This window comes from Haloactinomyces albus, from assembly GCF_031458135.1.
Taxonomy (GTDB): Bacteria; Actinomycetota; Actinomycetes; order Mycobacteriales; family Pseudonocardiaceae; genus Haloactinomyces; species Haloactinomyces albus.
The window spans coordinates 1,535,770-1,557,562 of the sequence record NZ_JAVDXW010000001.1 but is presented as its reverse complement, the minus strand read 5'-3'; the positions used below and the strand labels follow the sequence as shown (position 1 = coordinate 1,557,562).

Annotated in this window: 16 protein-coding genes and 3 rRNA genes; 14 read left to right on the top strand and 5 right to left on the bottom strand. The window is 64.7% G+C overall.

Features of this window, described 5'->3' with window-relative positions; genetic code table 11:
* Positions 1-54 precede the first annotated feature (54 nt).
* From JOF55_RS07265 to secA, 3 genes are all read left to right on the top strand, one after another.
* The gene (locus JOF55_RS07265; RefSeq protein WP_310271487.1) at positions 55-834 is read left to right on the top strand and encodes a ComF family protein; all 780 of its coding nucleotides are present in this window, start codon (positions 55-57) and stop codon (positions 832-834) included.
* 419 nt (positions 835-1,253) lie between these two features.
* Positions 1,254-1,994, top strand: a complete 741-nt coding sequence (gene hpf / locus JOF55_RS07260) for a ribosome hibernation-promoting factor, HPF/YfiA family (RefSeq protein WP_310271484.1) — start codon at positions 1,254-1,256, stop codon at positions 1,992-1,994.
* 301 nt (positions 1,995-2,295) lie between these two features.
* Positions 2,296-5,196, top strand: coding sequence for a preprotein translocase subunit SecA (gene secA / locus JOF55_RS07255; RefSeq protein WP_310271481.1), 2,901 nt, complete (start codon positions 2,296-2,298; stop codon positions 5,194-5,196).
* Positions 5,197-5,238: 42 nt separating this feature from the next.
* Here the strand turns inward: secA and JOF55_RS07250 are convergent, their stop codons facing one another.
* Entirely contained in the window at positions 5,239-5,592 is a 354-nt protein-coding gene (locus JOF55_RS07250; RefSeq protein ID WP_310271478.1) for an Rv3235 family protein, read from the bottom strand.
* Positions 5,593-5,931: 339 nt separating this feature from the next.
* Between JOF55_RS07250 and JOF55_RS07245 the strand changes: the two genes are divergently transcribed.
* The 4 genes from JOF55_RS07245 (at position 5,932) to rrf (ending at position 12,006) form a co-directional block, all read left to right on the top strand.
* Positions 5,932-6,348 carry an HAD-IA family hydrolase gene (locus tag JOF55_RS07245; protein WP_310271475.1) on the top strand — a complete coding sequence of 139 codons (417 nt, stop codon included), beginning with the start codon at positions 5,932-5,934 and terminating at the stop codon, positions 6,346-6,348.
* A gap of 529 nt (positions 6,349-6,877) precedes the next feature.
* Positions 6,878-8,400 (top strand): 16S ribosomal RNA (locus tag JOF55_RS07240).
* Between the two features lie 309 nt (positions 8,401-8,709).
* A 23S ribosomal RNA gene (locus JOF55_RS07235) occupies positions 8,710-11,796 on the top strand.
* Positions 11,797-11,889: 93 nt separating this feature from the next.
* Positions 11,890-12,006 (top strand): 5S ribosomal RNA (gene rrf / locus JOF55_RS07230).
* The 16S, 23S and 5S rRNA genes sit together here, the layout of an rRNA operon.
* A gap of 98 nt (positions 12,007-12,104) precedes the next feature.
* On the opposite strand, the gene JOF55_RS07225 is transcribed toward rrf, so the two are convergent.
* A complete protein-coding gene (locus JOF55_RS07225) occupies positions 12,105-12,866 on the bottom strand; it encodes a TrmH family RNA methyltransferase (RefSeq protein ID WP_310271472.1) in 762 nt (253 codons plus the stop codon).
* Between the two features lie 68 nt (positions 12,867-12,934).
* On the opposite strand from JOF55_RS07225, the gene JOF55_RS07220 reads away from it, so the two are divergent.
* A complete protein-coding gene (locus tag JOF55_RS07220; protein WP_310271469.1) occupies positions 12,935-14,371 on the top strand; it encodes a WS/DGAT/MGAT family O-acyltransferase in 1,437 nt (478 codons plus the stop codon).
* Positions 14,368-14,871, top strand: a complete 504-nt coding sequence (locus tag JOF55_RS07215) for a DUF6912 family protein (RefSeq protein WP_310271466.1) — start codon at positions 14,368-14,370, stop codon at positions 14,869-14,871. The genes JOF55_RS07220 and JOF55_RS07215 overlap by 4 nt, the downstream gene beginning before the upstream one ends.
* Before the next feature lie 48 nt (positions 14,872-14,919).
* Here the strand turns inward: JOF55_RS07215 and JOF55_RS07210 are convergent, their stop codons facing one another.
* The 3 genes from JOF55_RS07210 to aroA form a co-directional block, all read right to left on the bottom strand.
* Positions 14,920-15,765, bottom strand: a complete 846-nt coding sequence (locus JOF55_RS07210) for an SCO4651 family lipoprotein (RefSeq protein ID WP_310271463.1) — start codon at positions 15,763-15,765, stop codon at positions 14,920-14,922.
* A gap of 129 nt (positions 15,766-15,894) precedes the next feature.
* Entirely contained in the window at positions 15,895-16,908 is a 1,014-nt protein-coding gene (gene rsgA / locus JOF55_RS07205) for a ribosome small subunit-dependent GTPase A (RefSeq protein WP_310271461.1), read from the bottom strand.
* On the bottom strand, positions 16,908-18,176 hold the full coding sequence (gene aroA / locus JOF55_RS07200; RefSeq protein WP_310271459.1) for a 3-phosphoshikimate 1-carboxyvinyltransferase: 1,269 nt from the start codon (positions 18,174-18,176) through the stop codon (positions 16,908-16,910). Before aroA ends, rsgA begins: the two co-directional genes overlap by 1 nt.
* Before the next feature lie 115 nt (positions 18,177-18,291).
* Between aroA and JOF55_RS07195 the strand changes: the two genes are divergently transcribed.
* The 5 genes from JOF55_RS07195 (at position 18,292) to rsrA (ending at position 21,743) form a co-directional block, all read left to right on the top strand.
* A complete protein-coding gene (locus tag JOF55_RS07195) occupies positions 18,292-19,101 on the top strand; it encodes an SOS response-associated peptidase (protein WP_374727414.1) in 810 nt (269 codons plus the stop codon).
* A 6-nt stretch (positions 19,102-19,107) separates the two neighbouring features.
* Positions 19,108-19,842 (top strand): SOS response-associated peptidase, encoded by a 735-nt coding sequence (locus JOF55_RS07190; RefSeq protein WP_310271454.1) that lies wholly within the window; start codon positions 19,108-19,110, stop codon positions 19,840-19,842.
* On the top strand, positions 19,839-20,450 hold the full coding sequence (locus JOF55_RS07185) for an alpha/beta hydrolase family protein (protein WP_310271451.1): 612 nt from the start codon (positions 19,839-19,841) through the stop codon (positions 20,448-20,450). Before JOF55_RS07190 ends, JOF55_RS07185 begins: the two co-directional genes overlap by 4 nt.
* A 274-nt stretch (positions 20,451-20,724) precedes the next feature.
* Positions 20,725-21,414 (top strand): sigma-70 family RNA polymerase sigma factor, encoded by a 690-nt coding sequence (locus tag JOF55_RS07180; RefSeq protein ID WP_310271449.1) that lies wholly within the window; start codon positions 20,725-20,727, stop codon positions 21,412-21,414.
* Positions 21,411-21,743 (top strand): mycothiol system anti-sigma-R factor, encoded by a 333-nt coding sequence (gene rsrA / locus JOF55_RS07175; protein WP_310271446.1) that lies wholly within the window; start codon positions 21,411-21,413, stop codon positions 21,741-21,743. The genes JOF55_RS07180 and rsrA overlap by 4 nt, the downstream gene beginning before the upstream one ends.
* Positions 21,744-21,793: the final 50 nt, after the last annotated feature.

Genomic DNA, 21,793 nt, shown 5'->3' with positions numbered 1-21,793 from the left:
CCGCGTGCGCTTGTGGCTTGCGCGTGCTTGGAACAAGCCTGCGGAGATGCTCGCTTGCCGACACGCGCGAGCTCGGCGGTGACCTGCGCGGCAGGTGGGCCGTTCGCGCGCATGCTCGCGGACATGGATGTGATCGGACGCGGGCGGACTGTTCGGCACTCGATCGCGGCACTTGTCGATCTGTTGCTGCCACTGTGCTGTGCGGGATGCGGCGCCGCCGGAAGCGGATGGTGTACGCATTGCCACGGCGAGCTTCGCGGATTGCGGAGGGTGGAGCGGCCGCTGCTCGGGCCGGACCCGCCCGCCTATGCGCTCGGACGATACCGGGGTGCGGCCAGGAGCGCGGTACTCGCCTACAAGGAGTCGGGGCGTCGGGACCTGGCAGTGCCCTTCGGGCACTGTATGGCCGCGGCCCTCGACACCATGGCTTCGGAACTCGGTGCCGGGGAGAGTTCCGTGATGGCGTTCCGGCTGGTTCCGGCGCCATCACGGGTATCGATGTCCCGGCGACGTGGGGGCGCACACATGACGCGGATCGGTCGTTGGGCGGCATCGGCGCTCACCGCGGCCGGACGACCGGTTGCGGTGGCCGACTGCCTGGCCCTGAGTCGGGGGACCCGGGATTCGGTAGGTCTCGGTTCCGCTGAACGAGTTCGGAATCTGTCGGGCCGAGTGTTGCTCCGAACGAGGCGGCTTCCCCCATCGTGTACACCGGTCGTGCTACTCGACGATGTCATCACCACGGGGGCGACCGCTGTGAGTTGCGTGCGGGCGCTGGAATCAGCGGGTGTTCGGGTGGCCGCCGTGCTCGCCCTGACCGCCACGGCTCGTTAGTGCGTCGACGATCGATGTGGCCGTGCCGCCGCACTCCCCGGTCGGCGTCCTTTTCGGCCTGCTCACACGGGGTCCGGGTTCGCAGCGGGAGGAACTTGGAACTTGTGGCATAAGCCATCCGTTATCCGGGTATGAGCAGGACGTACCGCGGAGAGGGAACGCACACTTCCGCACGGTGCTCGCCGAGTCCTCCGGCGCAAGAGGGGAGTGATTACGCTGAGTGTTCCCTTGACGTCGCCCGACTCGGGGGCTGTCGCAAACCTCACCAGCGGACTAACGTCGCTCATGTTCGGGCACATCCGGGCTGCTGAAAGGAGTGCAAGCCAGGTCTCCGGTGCCGGAAGCAAGCCGACAAGTGTTCTCTCCGGCGCCACCGTGACCGCCTCTCACGGAAGCACGCTTAGCAACGGAGGTCGTGAATGGACATCGTCGTCAAGGGCCGCAACGTCGAGGTGCCCACCCACTACCGGGAGCATGTCGGCGAAAAGCTGACCCGGCTTGATCGGTACGACAAGAAGAGCATGCGGGCCGATGTGGAGCTGATCCACGAACGCAACCCACGTCAGGCCAAGAATTGCCAGCGGGTCGAGATCACCTTGAAGGGCCGGGGACCGGCCGTCCGCGCCGAAGCCTGCGCAGCCGACTTCTACGCCGCTCTGGATTCCGCCACGAACAAGCTGGAGACCCGACTGAGTCGCAAGCACGACCGCAGAAAGGTCCACCACGGAAGGCACAGCCCGCGATCCGTGGCAGAGGCGACGGCCGCGATGGCGGATCGTCCCGTGGTGATGGCCAACGGTGCCGAATCCGGGCCGTCCGGAGAACCGCATATGCGAACGGTCCTGCTCGAGGAGCCCGAGCAGGAGACGCCCCGGGGCGAGGTGGCCGCGCAGGAGACGACCCCGCAGGAGACGACCGAGCCCATCGATCGTGATGTCGAGGTTCCCGGCCAGCGCTGGAGTGGCGACGAGAACGAACCCGGACGAATCGTGCGGGAGAAAGAGCACACGGCCAAACCGATGACCGTTGACCAGGCCCTCTACGAAATGGAGCTGGTCGGTCACGATTTCTACCTCTTCGCCGACGCGGACAGCGGCATGGCCAGTGTCGTGTACCGGCGCAGGGGATTCGATTACGGAGTGATCCGATTGGCAGCCTGAATGACGGAGGCAAAACTGCGCCAACAGTGACTCGCGATGCTGTCCCCCGCGTACCGTGGTGCGCGGGGGACAGCATCGTCGGCCGATGTCCGACCGGAGGGCGGCGGTGTTCGTCCGATCACTCACTCGGGGCTGTCCGGGTGGGTGCAGGAATGGCCTCCGACCTCCTGGTCGTTGCACAACGCGGACGTCCCTTCGGATGTGGCGTTCGAGTGAACGGCCGGGTCGGAAGCAGGTTCTAATAAGATGGCGAAAAGCGTCCGTGACGGGCGCGTCACGATCAGCTAGTGAGGTCGACCGGATGGTCCTGTCCCGACTGCTTCGCGCCGGCGAGGGCAAGATGCTCAAGCGTCTGCGTGCCATCGCGGCGCACATCAACAAGCTCGAAGACGACACGGTCGCGCTGTCCGATGCCGAGCTGCGGGCCAAGACCGACGAGTTCAAGCGCAGGCACGGAGAGGGCGAGTCCCTCGACGATCTTCTGCCGGAAGCCTTCGCCGTCGCCAGGGAAGGTGCCAGGCGCACGCTCGGCCAGCGCCATTTCGACGTGCAGCTCATGGGGGGTGCGGCACTGCATCTCGGGCAGATCGCCGAGATGAAAACCGGTGAAGGCAAGACCCTGACTTGCGTGCTGCCCGGTTACCTCAACGCGATCGCGGGCAAGGGCGTACACGTCATCACGGTCAACGACTACCTCGCCAAGCGCGATGCCGACTGGATGGGTCGCGTGCACCGCTTCCTCGGTCTCGAAGTGGGGGCGATCACGGCCGATATGACCCCGGACCAGCGCCGGGACGCCTATCTGGCCGACATCACCTACGGCACGAACAACGAGTTCGGGTTCGACTACCTGCGCGACAACATGGCCTGGAGCCTGACCGAGTGCGTGCAGCGCGGGCACTTCTTCTCGATCGTCGACGAGGTCGACTCGATCCTCATCGACGAGGCTCGTACGCCGCTGATCATCTCCGGCCCGGCCGACCAGTCGTCGCGCTGGTACCAGGAGTTCGCCCGGCTTGCGCCGATGCTCAAGCGCGACGAGCACTACGAGGTCGACGAGCGCAAACGCACTGTCGGCGTCACCGAAGAGGGCGTGGAGGTCATCGAGGACCAGTTGGGGATCGAGAATCTCTACGAGGCGGCCAACACGCCCCTGGTCGGCTACCTCAACAACGCGATCAAGGCCAAGGAGCTGTACCGGCGGGACAAGGACTACATCGTCCGCAACGGCGAGGTCGCCATCGTCGACGAGTTCACCGGCCGCGTCCTGCACGGCCGCCGCTACAACGAGGGTATGCACCAGGCCATCGAGGCCAAGGAAGGTGTGGAGATCCAGGCGGAGAACCAGACGCTGGCCACGATCACGCTGCAGAACTACTTTCGCCTCTACGACAAGCTCGCCGGTATGACCGGTACCGCTCAGACGGAAGCCGCCGAGTTTCAGGCCACCTACAAGCTCGGCGTGGTGACCATTCCCACGAACGAGCCGATGATCCGTGCGGATCAGCCGGACCTGGTCTACAAGAGCGAAGAGGCGAAGTTCGCCGCCGTCGCCGAGGACATCGCCGAAAAGTACCAGCACGGCCAGCCCGTGCTGGTGGGTACCACCAGTGTCGATCGCTCGGAGTACTTGGCGAAGTTGCTGACCAAGCAAGGCGTGCCACACAACGTGCTCAACGCCAAGCACCACGAGTCGGAAGCCGGGATCATCGCCGAGGCCGGGCGTAAGGGTGCGGTCACGGTCGCCACCAATATGGCCGGCCGCGGTACCGACGTCGTGCTCGGTGGCAATGTCGACCACCTCGCCGATGCCGAACTGCGCAGGCGCGGCCTGGATCCGGTGGACAACCGTGAGCAGTACGAGGCGGAATGGCCCTCCGTGGTCGACAAGATCAAGGACCAGGTCGAGGCCGAGGCCGAGGAGGTCAGGCAGGTCGGCGGTCTCTACGTGCTCGGTACCGAGCGGCACGAGTCACGGCGCATCGACAATCAGCTGCGCGGTCGTTCGGGCAGGCAGGGTGACCCCGGTGAGTCGCGGTTCTACCTCTCGCTCGGCGATGAACTGATGCGCCGGTTCAATGCCGCGATGGTCGAGACGGCCATGACCCGTCTCAAGGTGCCGGATGAAGTTCCGATCGAGCACAAGATGGTGACCAGGGCGATCCGCAGCGCGCAGACTCAGGTCGAACAGCAGAACATGGAGGTTCGCAAGAACGTCCTGAAGTACGACGAGGTACTCAATCAGCAGCGGTCGGTGATCTACACCGAACGTCGCCGGGTGCTCGAGGGCGAGGATCTTCGTGAGCAGGTCAAGCACATGCTCGACGATGTGATCGGTGCGTATGTCAAGGGTGCGACCGCCGAGGGGTACTCCGAGGACTGGGATCTCGAGAAGTTGTGGTCGGCACTCAAGACTCTCTACCCGGTGTCGATCGACTGGGAAGACCTTGCCGAGGATGAGGAGGATCTCTCCGATAAGCGGCTGCGCGAGGCGATAGTCGCCGACGCCGAAGCCGCTTACGACCGCAGGGAGGCCGAGGTCGACGGCAAGGTCGGCGATGGTGCGACGCGTGAGCTGGAGCGCCGAGTGGTGCTCAGCGTGCTCGACCGCAAGTGGCGTGAGCACCTTTATGAGATGGATTACCTCAAGGAGGGCATCGGGCTCCGGGCCATGGCGCAGCGTGACCCGCTGATCGAGTATCGGCGCGAGGGATTCGACATGTTCCACGCCATGCTGGAGTCGCTGAAGGAGGAGTCCGTCGGGCTCCTGTTCAACGTCCAGGTGGAGGCAGCCGAACCCGAACCGGCGCCGGAAGAGCCGTCGGTGCCGGTCTCGGTGAGCCGCGCCGACGGAAACGGGCAGGCAACCGACGGACGGTCATCGGCTGGGCAGCCACAGTCGAAATCGACCCGCTCCCGCGGTTCCAGGAGCTCGGCGGGGCCTGCCCTGAGCCAGCTCGGCGGTCTCTCGGCGGACTCCGAGCAACCACCGACGGCCTTGCGCGGTAAGGGCTTGGGGCAACCGGAGAACCAGCGTCTGAACTACTCCGGCCCTGCTGAAAGCGGCGGTGTACAGACCAGCAATGGCTCCGGCAACGGTTCGGAAAATGGCTCCGGCGACGGCGCGGACTCGGCCGGCGGCACCCGACGTGAGCGGCGGGCAGCCGCGCGTGCCGAGGCGAAGAAGAACAAGAAGCGCTGAGCGACAGCCGAGCGACACAAGCCGCTGTTTATGGGGCGGTGCTCAAACGAACGCCAGCATGGTGCAGGACCACTGGGTGCTCTGGCGCTCCAATCGTATGGTCAGGGCCCGTACACGCCGGGTATCGGCGATGACCGCGCAGGCTTCGACCGTGCGTGCGCTGGTCAGGCACGCGTGCACGGACCGCAGGTGATAGACCGGGTCGGCTGTGGACCTACCTCGGACCATTGCCGCGAGGAAGCCGGCGACGGGAGCGGAAACCCAGTGCCGGATCTGGTGCAGCGGCCTTCGCCCCGCGAGTACGTCGAGGAGCCGTCCGACCGTACGGCTTGCGAGGGCGGAGGCCGTACGGTCACCCGGACCGCAGGTCACCGACGATTCGGGCGGCTCGGCCATCGCAGGCCTACTCGGGCACGTGACGGTCCGTGTGATGTGCTCGGTGTCTGTCCGGATCCGAGTGGCCTGGGACATGGGGGTTCCTCCTGTCGATGACGTCTCATGGGCAAGAGGAAGTGGGCGGCTGAATCCGGTCAGTCGAGCGCGATACTCACCTGATCGTGTCAGCTGGAAGTCCTGCGGCGAGTCTGTTCGTCGGGGGTGGCGGCTCGAACCTTCCCGTGGCGGCCCTGCCGGTTCTCGGCAGAACTGCACGCCCCTGTGCCCGGGGAGGAGTGAAGCTTCAGGGAGAACTTCAACCCCACCAAGGCCAACCGGACAGGCCGTAGTCTCGTCCGTGTGGAGCTCAACGGTTTGGTGTTGGATTACGGCGGCGTCATGACCGACCCCGGCGAGGCGATCGATCCTGGTGGGGAGTTCCCCATGGCTTCCGTGGTACGCAGGGCGCGCCACGCCGGTATTCGTACGGCGCTGCTGTCCAATGCCGACACCGGACCGGAGTGGCCGGATCGGTCCGAGTTGTTCGATGTGATCGTGCTCTCCGGTGTGGTGGGTATGGCGAAGCCGGATGTCGAGATCTATCGGCTGACTGCTCGGAAGCTGGGTGTCGCGCCGTACACCTGTGTGTTCGTCGATGATCTCCGCAGCAATGTCTCGGGGGCGGTGGCTACCGGGATGGTCGGCGTGCACCACTCCTCGATCTCGGCGACCATCGCCGAACTGGAAATCCTCTTTCCTGTGTTGGCGCGGTGTTAATGGGGGGTTGTGCTGGTGTTTTGTGGGTTGTGGGGGGTGGGTTGTGGGGGGTGGGTTCGGGGATGTGTAGAGTTTTCGTTGTCAGCACGGAACGAGCCGGTGTGAGTCGGGTCGGGTGTTGGTGGCCGGTTGCTTCCTGGGTTTTTGGGTGGTTTCGGGTGTTTGTTACGGTGAATGGCGGTCCGGCGGGATTGGTTTCCGGTTTGGTTGGGCTGTTTCAGCGGAGCAAGGTTAATATGCGGTGAGCGTGTTGTTGCGGTGCTGGGTTTCCGGTGTGGGAATGTGGCGTGGTGAGAGCTCGGTGGGCCGGTTCGGGTGACCCCCCTTTGGGTGGGTTGCTGGTGGGTTTGCTAGGGTTTTCGGTGCAGCAAGCGGTTATTGCGGGCCTGCCGTGTGGTGGGTGTGTTCTTTGAGAACTCAACAGTGTGCCGATGGTTTTGTGTTTGATGCGGACCGTTTTTTCGGTTTTGTTTTTTTGGGGCATGCCCTGTTGTGGGGTGTGTTTCTGCTGGGGTTGTTGAATGATCCTTTGTTGGAGAGTTTGATCCTGGCTCAGGACGAACGCTGGCGGCGTGCTTAACACATGCAAGTCGAACGCTGAAGCTCTTGTTCGCAGGGGTGGATGAGTGGCGGACGGGTGAGTAACACGTGGGCAATCTGCCCTGTACTTGGGGATAAGCCTTGGAAACGGGGTCTAATACCGGATAGGACATGTCATCGCATGGTGGTGTGTGGAAAGCTCCGGCGGTACGGGATGAGCCCGCGGCCTATCAGCTGGATGGTGCGGTAACGGCGTACCATGGCGACGACGGGTAGCCGGCCTGAGAGGGTGACCGGCCACACTGGGACTGAGATACGGCCCAGACTCCTACGGGAGGCTGCAGTGGGGAATCTTGCGCAATGGGCGAAAGCCTGACGCAGCAACGCCGCGTGGGGGAGGACGGCCTTCGGGTTGTAAACCTCTTTCGGTCCCGACGAAGGTGACGGTAGGGGCAGAAGAAGCGCCGGCTAACTACGTGCCAGCAGCCGCGGTAATACGTAGGGCGCAAGCGTTGTCCGGATTTATTGGGCGTAAAGAGCTCGTAGGCGGTTTGTCGCGTCGGCCGTGAAAACCTGTTGCTTAACGGCAGGCGTGCGGTCGATACGGGCAGACTTGAGTTCGGTAGGGGAGACTGGAATTCCTGGTGTAGCGGTGAAATGCGCAGATATCAGGAGGAACACCGGTGGCGAAGGCGGGTCTCTGGGCCGATACTGACGCTGAGGAGCGAAAGCGTGGGGAGCGAACAGGATTAGATACCCTGGTAGTCCACGCCGTAAACGTTGGGCGCTAGGTGTGGGGACTGTTTCCACGGTGTCCGTGCCGTAGCTAACGCATTAAGCGCCCCGCCTGGGGAGTACGGCCGCAAGGCTAAAACTCAAAGGAATTGACGGGGGCCCGCACAAGCGGCGGAGCATGTGGATTAATTCGATGCAACGCGAAGAACCTTACCTGGGTTTGACATGCCTGGATCGCTCTGGAGACAGGGTTTCCCTTTTTGGGGCCGGTGCACAGGTGGTGCATGGCTGTCGTCAGCTCGTGTCGTGAGATGTTGGGTTAAGTCCCGCAACGAGCGCAACCCTTGTCCTGTGTTGCCAGCAATGCGGTTGGGGACTCGCGGGAGACTGCCGGGGTCAACTCGGAGGAAGGTGGGGATGACGTCAAGTCATCATGCCCCTTATGCCCAGGGCTTCACACATGCTACAATGGCCGGTACAGAGGGTGGCCAACCCGTGAGGGGCAGCGAATCTCTTAAAGCCGGTCTCAGTTCGGATCGGGGTCTGCAACTCGACCCTGTGAAGTCGGAGTCGCTAGTAATCGCAGATCAGCAGTGCTGCGGTGAATACGTTCCCGGGCCTTGTACACACCGCCCGTCACGTCACGAAAGTCGGTAACGCCCGAAGCTCATGGCCCAACCGGTTTGCCGGGGGGAGTGGTCGAAGGTGGGACCGGCGATTGGGACGAAGTCGTAACAAGGTAGCCGTACCGGAAGGTGCGGCTGGATCACCTCCTTTCTAAGGAGCACTGGTACTCGCACATGCCGGCGTGTCCTGTCCCGGTGTGGGCAGGGTGGTGGCCGGGTGTGGGTGCTGCCTGGTGGGTGTGCCCGGATGTGGTGCGCACCGGGTGGTGCTGTCCGAGAGTGTGGAAACGTCGAACATGGAATGCTGCTGGGGCCTGGGTGGTCTCGGTGTCGGTGCACTGTTGGGTTCTGAGGGAACATGCCGCTGGTGCTGCCCCTGGTTGGGGTGGTGGTGGGTGTGTTGCCGTGGTGGTTGTTGTTTGAGAACTGTATAGTGGATGCGAGCATCTTGATACTTGGTGTGTAAGTGTGTAAGGGCGCACGGTGGATGCCTCGGCATCAGGAGCCGATGAAGGACGTGGGAGGCTGCGATAAGCCTCGGGGAGCTGTCAACCGAGCTGTGATCCGAGGGTGTCCGAATGGGGAAACCCGGCCGGAGTGATGTCCGGTCACCGCTGTCTGAATGTATAGGGCAGTGGGAGGGAACGCGGGAAAGTGAAACATCTCAGTACCCGCAGGAAGAGAAAGCAATAGCGATTCCCCGAGTAGTGGCGAGCGAAACGGGATGTGTGGCTAAACCGGGTGCGTGGCAAGCCGGCAGGCGTTGCGTGCTCGGGGTTGTTGGGAGCATCTGGTTGGGGCTGCCGCCTCAGCGGGGAGTGTATGCATGGCCAGCTGAATGCGTTGGAATGCGCAGGCGTAGTGGGTGAGACCCCCGTCGGTGAAAGTGGTGCGTGCTCCCGGGTGTGATCCCGAGTAGCACGGGGTCCGTGGATTCCCGTGTGAATCGGCCAGGACCACCTGGTAAGCCTGAATACTCCTGGTGACCGATAGCGGAGAGTACCGTGAGGGAATGGTGAAAAGTACCCCGAGAGGGGAGTGAAAGAGTCCCTGAAACCGTGTGCCTATAATCCGTCAGAGCCGTTCGCGGTGATGGCGTGCCTTTTGAAGAATGAGCCTGCGAGTTAGTGGTGCGTGGCGAGGTTAACCCGTGGTGGGGAAGCCGGAGCGAAAGCGAGTCCGAACAGGGCGTGGTAGTCGCGTGCTCTAGACCCGAAACCGAGTGATCTACCCATGGCCAGGGTGAAGCCCGGGTAATACCGGGTGGAGGCCCGAACCCACCAGGGTTGAAAACCTGGGGGATGAGCTGTGGGTAGGGGTGAAAGGCCAATCAAACTCGGAGATAGCTGGTTCTCCCCGAAATGCATTGAGGTGCAGCGTCGTGTGTTTCGTCGTGCAGGTAGAGCTACTGGATGGTGGAGGGCCCTGTGTGGGGTACTGACGTCAACCAAACTCCGAATGGCATGGCGTGGATAGCGCGGCAGTGAGTCGGCGGGGGAAAAGCTCCGTCGTCGAGAGGGAAACAGCCCAGAACACCGGCTAAGGCCCCCAAGTGTGTGCTTAGTGGGGAAGGATGTGGGACTGCCCGGACAACCAGGAGGTTGGCTTAGAAGCAGCCATCCTTGAAAGAGTGCGTAATAGCTCACTGGTCGAGTGGTCCTGCGCCGAAAATGTAGCGGGGCTCAAGCACACCGCCGAAGCCGTGTCGCCGTGACTGTGTCATGGTGGGTAGGGGAGCATCGTGTGGACGGTGAAGCGGCGGCGTAAGCCAGTCGTGGAGACCATGCGAGAGAGAATGCGGGCATGAGTAGTGCAAGCAGAGTGAGAATCTCTGCCGCCGGATGACCAAGGGTTCCTGGGCAAGGCTGATCCGCCCAGGGTGAGTCGGAGCCTAAGGCGAGGCCGACAGGCGTAGCCGATGGATAACGGGTTGATATTCCCGTACCCGCCGACGCGCGTCCCATACCGGTGTCGGTGTTCTCGGTGCTATCGGTGCCGGCCTGTTCCGCTGTGCGGGACGGTGTCCGGTGCTCATGGTGGCGAGGCCCGGCGGTCCGGTCAGTGATGGGGTGACGCAGCAGGGTAGCCCATCCCGGGCGATGGTAGTCCCGGGGTAACGGTGTAGGGCGGTGCACAGGCAAATCCGTGCACCGGTGCCTGAGACCGGAGGCCGAGCCCGTGTGGCGAAGTGGGTGATCCCGTACTGCCGAGAAAAGCCTCTAGCGAGTGCGTGGGTGGTCCGTACCCCAAACCAACACAGGTGGTCAGGTAGAGCATACCGAGGCGAGCGAGCGAACCGTGGTCAAGGAACTCGGCAAAATGTCCCCGTAACTTCGGGAGAAGGGGAGCCATGGCCGGTGTAGGAGCGTTGCCTCCGAAGCTGGTGGTGGCCGCAGAGAGTGGGCCCGAGCGACTGTTTACTAAAAACACAGGTCCGTGCGAAGTCGTAAGACGAGGTATACGGACTGACGCCTGCCCGGTGCCGGAACGTTAACAGGACTCGTTAGTGGGTGCGCCCGCGAAGCGGAGAATGGAAGCGCCGGTAAACGGCGGTGGTAACTATAACCATCCTAAGGTAGCGAAATTCCTTGTCGGGTAAGTTCCGACCTGCACGAATGGCGTAACGACTTGGGCGCTGTCTCGACCACGGACTCGACGAAATTGCAATACGAGTAAAGATGCTCGTTACGCGCGGCAGGACGGAAAGACCCCGGGACCTTTACTGTAGCTTGGTATTGGTGTCTGGTTCGGCTTGTGTAGGATAGGTGGGAGACTGGGAAGCTCACACGCCAGTGTGGGTGGAGTCGCTGTTGAAATACCACTCTGGTCGTTGCGGGCGTCTAACCTCGATCCGTGATCCGGATCAGGGACAGTGCCTGGTGGGCAGTTTAACTGGGGCGGTTGCCTCCCAAAGGGTAACGGAGGCGCCCAACGGTCCCCTCAGCCTGGTTGGAAACCAGGTGGCGAGTGCAAGGGCACAAGGGGGCTTGACTGTGAGACCGACGGGTCGAGCAGGTGCGAAAGCAGGGCCTAGTGATCCGGCACTGGCTGGTGGAAGCGGTGTCGCTCAACGGATAAAAGGTACCCCGGGGATAACAGGCTGATCCTGCCCAAGAGTCCATATCGACGGCATGGTTTGGCACCTCGATGTCGGCTCGTCGCATCCTGGGGCTGTAGTCGGTCCCAAGGGTTGGGCTGTTCGCCCATTAAAGCGGCACGCGAGCTGGGTTTAGAACGTCGTGAGACAGTTCGGTCCCTATCCGCCGCGCGCGTTCGGAGACTTGCGAGATGCTGTCCCCAGTACGAGAGGACCGGGACGGACGAACCTCTGGTGTGCCAGTTGTTCCGCCAGGAGCACGGCTGGTTGGCTACGTTCGGCACGGATAACCGCTGAAAGCATCTAAGCGGGAAGCCGTCCTCCAGATGAGGTCTCCCCCCGGCATGACCGGTTAAGGCCCCCACCAGACGAGTGGGTTGATAGGCCGGAGGTGGAAGCCTGGCAACAGGTGCAGCCGACCGGTACTAATCGGCCGAGTGACTTACCCACCCAGGGTGCGCATCCACTATACGGATCTGAAACAACAACCACCCCCATAAACTCCACACACTGGCCATGGGCTAGACTGTGTGGCCAGAACGAGTCGGTGGTCATAGCGGCGGGGACACGCCCGGTCCCATCCCGAACCCGGAAGCTAAGCCCGCCAGCGCCGATGGTACTGCACCCCCACGGGTGTGGGAGAGTAGGACACCGCCGACCCCCAACACAGGTGGAGCCCCCCGATCCGCTCGGGGGGCTCCACCTTTTTCATCCACCCCCAACCAGCACCGACCTGGCTCGAGCCCGACCAGCACCGATCAGTCCCTGCGGCGCCGGAGCATTTCGAAGCAGACCACGGCGGCTGCCGAGGCCACGTTCAACGACTCCACTCCGCCGTGCATGGGAATGGTGATTCTGTCTGCAATGCGTTCGCGTACCTCGCCGGAGAGCCCCGCGGTTTCGCTGCCCAGTACGAAGACTGCGCGGGAACCGAATTCGGCATCGAAAAGACTCTCGGTGGCAGCGGCGTCGAGAGCGAACAGCGGGTAGCCGGCATCGGTGAGTAGCTCTGCGGCCTCCCCGGCGGTGTTGGCGCGCAATACGGGCGCGTGGAAGGCGATTCCTGCGGAGGCCTTCACCACCAGAGGGTCGAGAGCGGCCACACCCCGGTGTGGGAGCACCACTCCGTCGATTCCGGCTGCTGTGGCGGTACGCAGAATCATCCCGACATTTGCGGGAGTGGTCAGGCCGTCGAGAAGCAGCACGTGGCGAGGGGCTGTAGCGGGATCGGCCAGGGCATCGACCAGAGGACGCATCCTCGGTGCGATGACGTCGGCCAGCACGCCCTGGTCATGGCGACCATTGCCTGCGAGGACCTTCACGCGGTGTGCACTCGCGCGGTGGACACGTACGGCACGGTCGGCGGCGGTATCCTTGATCTCGTTGATGGTCGATCCGCCGGTCCCCTCGGCGATGACCACTTTGTCCACGCGCAGGTCATAGTCGGTCAACGCTTCGAGTACCGGCTTGCGACCGTAGATCGTGACGAAGCGGTCTCGGGGGGACACATCGCTGGACACGACGACCAGTGTCACATGAGGCTCGTCGGACTCTTCGGCTGCCGCCGTTGTGTGTCAGTATCACGGTCATGTCCGATCGTCTCTCCGCGCTCGACGCGTCCTTCCTCTACCTGGAAGATCACACGACACCCATGCACATGGGTGGGGTAGCGGTGTTTCGTCGGCCACGTGCTGGTTTCGACTACGACCATGTGCTCTCGTTCATCGAGCGACGCCTGTCGCTGGTGCCGCGCTATCGGCAGAAAGTGGTGGAGGTACCTGGCCGGTTGGCACGGCCGGTATGGGTCGATGACCAGGACTTCGACATCACATATCATGTTCGTCGTTCGGCGTTGCCCAAGCCGGGCAAGGACGAACAGCTCCACGACCTCACCGCGCGGCTGATGTCCCGCAAGCTCGACAACACTCGTCCGTTGTGGGAGATCTACCTGGTGGAAGGTCTGTCGCGGAACCGAGTGGCGATCATTACCAAGACACATCAGTCGATGGTGGACGGAATCGGGGCGATCGATATCGGTCAGGTGATCCTGGACACCTCCGCGAGGGCTGAGGAGGAGGATATCGAGGATCTGTGGATGCCCCAGCCGGAACCGAGCATGTCGCAGTTGGCCGTGGACGCGGTCACCGAGGCAGTGCAGCGTCCGGGTGAGGTGGTGGAGAACGTGCGCGCCGCAGTGGTGGACGCCACGGCCACCTTCCGCAAGGTGACCGAGGCACTGGGAGGGCTCGCCTCGGCGGTGCGTACGGCCGCAGTGCCGTCACCGGGAGGTCCGCTGAACTCCGCGACCAGCAGTCAGCGACGTTTCGCCGTGGTCAAGGCACGACTCGACGATTTCCGCACGGTGCGGCGGGAGCAGGGTGTGACGGTCAACGATGTGGTCCTGGCGGTGGTCACGGGGGCCTTGCGTAGTTGGCTGCTGTCTCGTGGTGAGGTGGTATCGCAACACACGTCGGTGCGTGCGATGGTGCCGGTAGCGGTTCGATCCGAGGACGATGCGGCTCGCGAGGAGTATGCGGACACCAGCAGTCTGCCGGTGGGATCGATGGGTAATAAAGTGTCGGCGCATCTGGCGGATCTGCCGGTGGGCGAGTCGAATCCGACCGTGCGGCTGCATCAGATCGGTCATGCGATGCGTGCCCATGCCGAGTCCGGCCAGTCCGTAGCTGCCGATGCTTTGGTACGTGTGTCGGGCTTCGCGCCTCCGACACTGCACTCGTTGGGTGCCCGGGTGGCCAACGGAATCTCGGACCGGTTGTTCAACGTGCTGATTACCAACGTGCCGGGCCCCCAGGTCCCGCTCTATACGGCCGGGGCGAAGATGATGGAGATGTTCCCGGTCGTGCCGTTGGCCAAGAACCAGTCGTTGTCGATCGGGGTGACCTCCTACGACGGTGGTCTGTACTTCGGCCTGAACGGAGATCGCTCGGCGATGTCCGATGTGGATGTCCTGGCGTCGATGATCGAGGAGTCGGTGGAAGAAATGATCGGAACGGTCGAAGCATGAGGGTGTATCTGCCCGCCACGGTGCGCATGCTGCGGCAGCTCGTCGAGGAGCGGCAGTTGCAGCCGTTGAGCGGTACCGCGTTCGCGTTGACGCCCGCATTGCGGGAGTCCTACACCAGCGGCGATACCGAGGAATTGGAATACGCGGCGATGCGGGAGGCAGCTCGGGCATCGTTGCGTCTGATCGCCGGTGAGAGCAGCGAGGACGAGCAGGCAGAGTTGCGGAGAGCCGTCGTCTCGGCCGATGTGGAGGATGCGGCGCTGCGGCCGGATTTGGACGACGCGGTGGTGCGGTTGTCGGGTCCGGTGCCGTGGAAGAAGGTCGCCGCGGTGCACATGGACGCGGCCGAGGCGGAAGAGGCCGTGCGAGCGGCTGCTGCCGTGATCGATGCCGCGGATCTCGGTGACGAGGATGCGGAGCTGGCTCTCGGGGATGCCGAGGACCACGAGCTCGCCTGGTACGCCCCCCAGGAGGTGCACTTCGTGCTGGAACTGATGTGACATCCGGGCGGGGTTCCCCTCCTGGAGGGAGGCCCGCCCGGAAACGCATCACTTCGGAGGCTGCGGCATCCCCGGGATCTGCGGCATCTCCATCTCGCTGACCTTGCTCGCGGGCGGAACGGTGATGTCCACCGGCTTCCCCCAGTCGGAGTAGGTCACTGTGGTCGTTGTTTCCGGAACCTGCTGGTTCATGACCGTCATGGACGGAGTGACCGACTTGACCTTCAGCGGTAGCCCGTCGGAGCCGACCCAGATCGTCTGATCGAGCTCGGTGATACCCTGCTTGATCAGCATCTGGCGACTGGACTTGACGAGCTTGCTTCCCTGGTCGGCCGCCTTGGTGAGGTCCGTGGTGACCTCATAGCGGATGGCCTGTTTACCGCTCACCTGTTCCTCGGCGGTACTGGTGATCGTCGATCCGGGCGGCAGCATCGCCTCGAGGTCGGAGAACTTCCGGAACTTCCCCATTTTGGCCATGCTCTGACCCAGCATGCCGTTGGCGTCGAAGGTCATCTTCGTCCACGGCTTGCTCCGGGAGCCGCCCATGGCCTCGGGCATCTTGATGTACATGGCCTTCTTGGTCATGACCATGGGCGTGGCACCGGCACAGGACATCATCGACTTGGCGGTGTCGAGTCGACACTCCTGTTCGCCCATCCCGGCCATGGCGGGCGCTCCCCCCGAGATGTCGATGTTCAGGGTGACTGTCTGCTTCTTGTCCATGGATTCGCCGGCCTTGGAGACCAGCGCGGAGATGTTGCTGACCGGTGCTATGGATTTCCGACCGGAATCCTGGCTGCCTGCCGACTGTGCGGTTCCTCCGCTTTGGCTCCCGCAGGCGCCCAGTGCGGTCACGAGCGCAGCAGTGGAAAGCGCAATTGCCGTACGACGCACGACGTGGTCCTACCTTTCCCGATGAGTCGATTCGGGAGGAAACTAGCAAGCGGAGCGTGTGGTGTGGGCCTTTTTCACCAAATACGGCTGACCGGACGGTGAGCGAGGGGGTCGGTGTGGTCGGCCCGGCTACGAATCGCGTCCCGCGCGGGAGAGCAGGAGGTGCCGCAGCGAAGCCAGTTGCTCCGCACTGCCGCCTCCTTCGGCGACGAAGGTGTCGAGATGGCAGTCGGGATCCTCGCTGCCGCCCAGGTGTCCGCAGTTGGGCGGGCACTCCTCTGCGGCTTCGTCGAATCCCTCGAAGGCGGCGACCAGATCGTCCGGAGTGACGTGTGCCAGGCCGAAGGAGCGAATGCCGGGGGTGTCCACGACCCAGCCCCGCCCGGGGTCGGGGAGTGCCATGGCCACGACCGAAGTCGAAATGTGCCTGCCCTTGCCGACGCCGCTGACCTCGCCGGTGGCACGCGCGGCTTCCGGCGCCAACCGGTTGACCAGAGTCGATTTGCCGACTCCGGAATGACCCACGAGCGCGGACACGCGGCCGGTCAGACGCTCGCGCAGCTCCTCGGGCTCCTCGTCGAAGCGGGTGGCGATCACCGGCATCGCGAACCCGGAGTACGCCTCGATCCACTCATCCGGCGAGGCCAGATCGGCCTTGGTCAGGCACAGCACGGGTGTCAGGCCCCCGGCATAGGCGGCGACCAGGCACCGGTCGATGAATCCGGGACGGGGTGGCGGATCGGCGAGTGCCGTGACGATGATGAGCTGTTCGGCGTTGGCCACGACGACCCGCTCATACGGGTCCGTGTCGTCGGCGGTACGGCGCAGGACACTGGTGCGCTCGGTGAGCCGCACAATCCGTGCGAGCGTGTCCGGACGTCCGGAGGTGTCGCCGACCAGGCCCACATGGTCGCCGACGACGATCGGGCTACGGCCGAGTTCGCGGGCACGCATGGCCACGACGATGTGCTGCGGGTCCCCGCCCAGGGCACACGTCCAGCGCCCCCGGTCCACCGCGACGACCATCGCGTCCTGAGCGTCGGCGTGTTCGGGTCTGCGCTTGCTGCGTGGCCGGCTCCCCCGGCGTCCGGGGCGCACCCGCACATCGGACTCGTCCAGTTCACGCCAGCCGCGCTTGCCCATCAGGCCACCTGTTCCAGCATCGCGGCCCACATCGCCGGGAAATCGGGAAGCGTCTTCGCCGTGGTGGTGATGTCCTCGACGGCCACTCCGGGAATGCGCAGGCCGAGAATCGCGCCCGCGGTGGCCATCCGGTGATCGGCGTAGGAGTGCCAGGTGCCGCCGTGCAGCGGGCGCGGCTCGATCAGCAGTCCGTCGTCGGTCTGTTCGACCGCGCCGCCGAGGCCGTTGATCTCCCGCTGCAGGGCAGCCAGTCGATCGGTCTCGTGCCCGCGCAGATGCGCGATACCGCGCAACCGGGAGCGCCCGTTGGCCAGCGCGGCCAGTGCGGCCACGGTCGGGGTGAGTTCGCCGACTTCGTGGAGATCGAGATCGGCCCCGTCGAGTTCGGCCGGTCCTGTCACCGTGAGTCCGGATGAGTCGCGATACACCCGGGCGCTCATCCGTTCGAGAATCCCACGCATGGCATCGCCTGCCTGAGTGGTGTGCTCGGGCCAGCCCGGGATCGTGACCCGCCCGGCCGTGGCGGCTGCCGCGGCGAGGAACGGTGTCGCGTTGGACAGGTCCGGCTCGATATCCAGGTCGAGCCGTTCGATGGGTCCCGGAGAAACCCGCCATGTGTCCTGTTGCCGGTCGTCGACGTCGACCCCGGCGGCGCGCAGCATCGCCACGGTCATGTCGATGTGTGGCAGGGACGGCACGGCCTCTCCTTCGTGCCGGATGGTGATGCCGTGCTCGAAGCGCGCTGCCGACAGCAGGAGTCCGGAGACGAACTGGGAGGAGGCGGAGGCGTCGATGGTGACCTTGCCCCCGGCGAGCGCCCCCGTTCCGCGGACCTCGAACGGCAGTGCGGACCCGCTGATCTCGGCGCCGAGCGTCCGCAGTGCGTCGAGCACGGTATCCAGCGGACGTTGTCGTGCACGGGGATCACCATCGAAGGTGACGTGCCCCTGCGCCAGACTCGCCACGGGAGGCACGAAGCGCATCACGGTACCCGCCAGGCCGCAGTCGACCTGTGCAGGACCGCGTAGCGGCGCCGGACGGATCGTCCAGGCTCCGTCCGGGGCTTCCTCGATCACTGTCCCCAGCGCTCGCAGCGCCGAGGCCATCAGCTCGGTATCCCTGCTGTGCAGGGGGTCTCGCAGAATCGAGGGTTCCTCCGCGAGAGCGGCGAGTACGAGAGCCCGGTTGGTGAGGGACTTCGAGCCGGGAACCGGAACCGTGGCGTGCACGGGGCCGTGCGCGACCGGGGCGGACCAGGACTGGGTCATGGTTCCATCGTCGCGCATGGCCTCGAGCAGGACGGGATATGGGTCGCTCCTGGGAGTCCGGGCTGTCACGATATGAGCACGGGCGGTGCGGCATGGAGTGGAGATGATGACGCCGATGTGCGGCAGGTACGCCTCGACCAAGGCTCCGGACGTTCTCGCGGCGGAGTTCGATGCGGTGGATGCCACCGCTGCGGAGGTCTCGGGGACGGGTCGTCCCGTGGCCGACTACAACGTCGCTCCGATGAAGCCGGTGCTCGGCGTCGTGCAGCGGCATCCGCATGATGCGGACGGCCACCGCGATCCCGCACGCACCGAGCGCACGATCCGTGTCATGCGGTGGGGGCTGGTTCCGAAGTGGGCCAAGGACCCCGCGGTCGGCAATCGCATGATCAATGCCAGGTCCGAAACGGTGATGAGTAAGCCCGCCTTTCGTGGACCGATCAAGTACGCACGCTGTCTGCTGCCTGCCGACGGCTGGTACGAGTGGAAGCGCGAGACGGCACCGAAGCAGCCCTATTTCATGACCTTCGGGGATGGTTCGAGCCTGGCACTGGCGGGAATCTGGGCGACCTGGCGGGACCCGGAGGCCGACGACGCGGCACGACCGCTGGTGAGCTGCGCCGTTCTGACCACCGAGGCGGTCGGCCCACTGCTCGAGGTGCACGAGCGCATGCCGATGGTGCTGCCCGCCTCGGCCTGGCAGCATTGGCTCGATCCGGATGTTCGGGATGTGTCCGCGCTGCTCGGCTCCCCGCCGCCGGGACTGCTCGAACGACTGGAGTTGCGTCCGGTGTCCCGTGCGGTGAACAACGTGCGCAACAACGGTGCCGCGCTCGTCGAACGGGTGGCCGAGGAGGGGCAGTCGGGCCGACGTCAACCGGTAGGTTGGAACCGTGAGCCCGGGGAACCGTCCGCGGAGGTGTGAACCCTGATGTGTGGTCGTTACGCGATCCGGCGCGACCCGGCCGCACTGGCCGAGGAGTTCGATGCGGCCGACCGTATCGGTGACACGTTCGGTCCCGACTACAACATCACGCCGACCGCGACGGTGCCGATCGTCGTGGAGCGCCGGGCGGGTTCCGAGGTCGAGCGTACGCTGCGGCCGGTTCGGTGGGGCTTGGTGCCGACGTGGGCCGGGGACGCGACCAGCGGTCCGCCGATGGTGAACGCCCGTGCGGAGTCGTTGACGGTCAAGCCCGCCTATGCCGAGTCGGCGGCACACCGTCGTTGTCTGATGCCCGCGACGGGCTGGTACGAGTGGAAGCCCGGTGAACGTGCCAAGCAACCGTACCTGTGCACCCGACGGGATGGTCGCAGTCTGGCGATGGCAGCCGTGTTCTCCGCATGGTGGGCGCCCGGTTTCGCGGGGGAGCCCTTGGTGACGTGTGCCGTGGTGACCACGGAGGCCGTGGGCGATCTTGCCGAGATACACCACCGGATGCCGCTGGTGCTGGGCGAGCATCGCTGGAAGGATTGGCTGGACCCGCAACGCACCGAGGTGACCGATCTGCTGTCCGTGGATGGCGGAGCGCTCGATGCGTTGGAGCTGCGGCCCGTCTCCAGCCGGGTCAACAGCACGCGCAACAATCATCCCGACCTGCTGGAACGGGTGGATCCCGCCATGTGCCCGGTTGCCGCCGTTCAATCCGCGCTGTTCGAATCATGACCAGCATCGAAATCGCCACCCCACACGGTCCGGCCCGGGCAGAGTTGCACGGTGCGGCGGAGGGTCGTGCGGTCCTGCTGCTCGGCCACGGTGCCGGTGGTGGCATTGCGGCACCCGACCTGGTCACCGTCACGCGCGCGGCAACCGAGGCGGGTGTGCACGTGGCGCTGGTCGAACAGCCGTACCGAGTGGCCGGGCGCCGGGCTCCCGCGCCCGCGCGGCAGCTCGACGCCGCTTGGCTCGCCGTCGCCGAGGATCTCGGTGAACGCTGGTTCGCCGAGCTCCCGTTGATCTTCGGCGGTCGCTCCTCGGGGGCTCGGGTCGCCTGCCGTACCGCCGAAAGCGGGCAGGCTGCGGCCGTGCTGTGCTTGGCTTTTCCCGTGCATCCGCCGGGTCGGCCGGAAAAGAGCAGGCATGCCGAACTCGACGGTGTGGAAGTACCGGCTCTGGTGGTACAGGGCGAGCGGGACACGTTCGGCCGCCCCGAGTCCGCACATCGGCGCGAGATCGTCCTGGTTCCCGGCGACCACTCGCTCAAGTCCGACACCGATGCTGTTTTCCGCGCAGTCGGTGAGTGGTTCGGCCGCATCCTGCGCCTGCTGGACTGAAGCCGCATGGGAACCGGCGAGCAGGAACAGCGAGCCGGGGAATAGCGGCCCCCGTTGTCCCGTTGCACCGTACGTGTTGACCGAGCAGACCAATGCAGCCGTGCTTGACCGGCAAGGACATTCCCGGCAGGACCGCTTGCAGTCATGGCACCCCGAGGTCTCACCACCGGGTCAGCAAAGCGTCTCCGGGGTATCCTCAGGGCAGGCCCATGCGCAGGACACCATGGGCACGTCGTCAGCTGTGACCTCGTCCTGGCGGCGGGAAAGGAGCCCGGTGCCTGGCACCCCGGAGCAACTCGGCACTGCTGAGAACGAGCGGCCGCAGGATGCCGCCCAACAGTCGGCGTCCTCGACCGGTGCGGAGCAGGCCGAGGAAACCGCCGAACAGCGCGCTGCCCGTTTCGAGCGGGACGCGATGCCGTTGCTGGACCAGCTCTACGGGGCCGCACTGCGGATGACCCGCAACGCGGCCGATGCCGAGGACCTGGTGCAGGAGACGTATCTCAAGGCGTATTCCGCGTTCAAGTCGTTCAAACAGGGAACCAACCTCAAGGCGTGGCTGTACCGGATCCTGACCAATACCTACATCAACGGCTACCGCAAACGGCAGCGTCAGCCCCAGCAGCAGCCGACCGATGAGATCGCGGACTGGCAGCTGGCCCAAGCCGAGAACCACACTTCGACCGGCCTGCGTTCGGCGGAGGTCGAAGCGCTGGATCGGCTGCCCGACAGCGATGTCAAAAACGCCCTGCAGCAGCTCGGCGAAGAGTTCCGCATGGTCGTTTACCTCGCTGACGTGGAAGGCTTCGCCTACAAGGAAATCGCCGAGATCATGGCAACGCCGATCGGCACCGTGATGTCGCGGCTGCACCGCGGCCGCAGGCAGTTGCGCGGAATGCTGACGGACGTGGCCCGGGACCGGGGTTTCCTGCGCGCGAAAAATCAGGAGGTGAGCACGTCATGAGCAGCGGCGACCCGGACGCCACGTGTGAGGACGTACTCGCCGAGGTGTGGTTGTTCCTGGACAACGAATGCGACGGTACTCGCCGTGAGATCCTGCGGCAGCATCTCGACGAGTGCGGCACCTGCCTGGAACGTTATGGCATCGAGGAGCACCTCAAGGAACTGCTGCACCGCAAGTGCGGCGGCGAGCACGCCCCCGAGGAACTACGGGAGCGACTGCGCAGTTCGATCCGCGACAGCGTACTGCGACAAGCCGACGTAACGGTCGAGCACGGTCCCGAGGGCACCTCGGTGGAGGTGCGGGAGAAACCGGCCTCACCTACGGAGTAGGTGTGCACACGCTGTGGCCCCGAGCCGGTCCGGCTCGGGGCCACAATGCT

Bases quoted from the DNA above. Each gene is read 5' to 3' on its own strand.
- JOF55_RS07215 (WP_310271466.1), top strand. From the start codon at position 14,368: ATGAGGGTGTATCTGCCCGCCACGGTGCGCATGCTGCGGCAGCTCGTC.
- aroA (WP_310271459.1), bottom strand. From the start codon at position 18,176: ATGACCCAGTCCTGGTCCGCCCCGGTCGCGCACGGCCCCGTGCACGCC.
- JOF55_RS07220 (WP_310271469.1), top strand. From the start codon at position 12,935: ATGTCCGATCGTCTCTCCGCGCTCGACGCGTCCTTCCTCTACCTGGAA.
- JOF55_RS07195 (WP_374727414.1), top strand. From the start codon at position 18,292: ATGTGCGGCAGGTACGCCTCGACCAAGGCTCCGGACGTTCTCGCGGCG.
- rsgA (WP_310271461.1), bottom strand. From the start codon at position 16,908: ATGGGCAAGCGCGGCTGGCGTGAACTGGACGAGTCCGATGTGCGGGTG.
- JOF55_RS07190 (WP_310271454.1), top strand. From the start codon at position 19,108: ATGTGTGGTCGTTACGCGATCCGGCGCGACCCGGCCGCACTGGCCGAG.
- JOF55_RS07185 (WP_310271451.1), top strand. From the start codon at position 19,839: ATGACCAGCATCGAAATCGCCACCCCACACGGTCCGGCCCGGGCAGAG.
- hpf (WP_310271484.1), top strand. From the start codon at position 1,254: ATGGACATCGTCGTCAAGGGCCGCAACGTCGAGGTGCCCACCCACTAC.
- JOF55_RS07250 (WP_310271478.1), bottom strand. From the start codon at position 5,592: ATGGCCGAGCCGCCCGAATCGTCGGTGACCTGCGGTCCGGGTGACCGT.
- rsrA (WP_310271446.1), top strand. From the start codon at position 21,411: ATGAGCAGCGGCGACCCGGACGCCACGTGTGAGGACGTACTCGCCGAG.
- secA (WP_310271481.1), top strand. From the start codon at position 2,296: ATGGTCCTGTCCCGACTGCTTCGCGCCGGCGAGGGCAAGATGCTCAAG.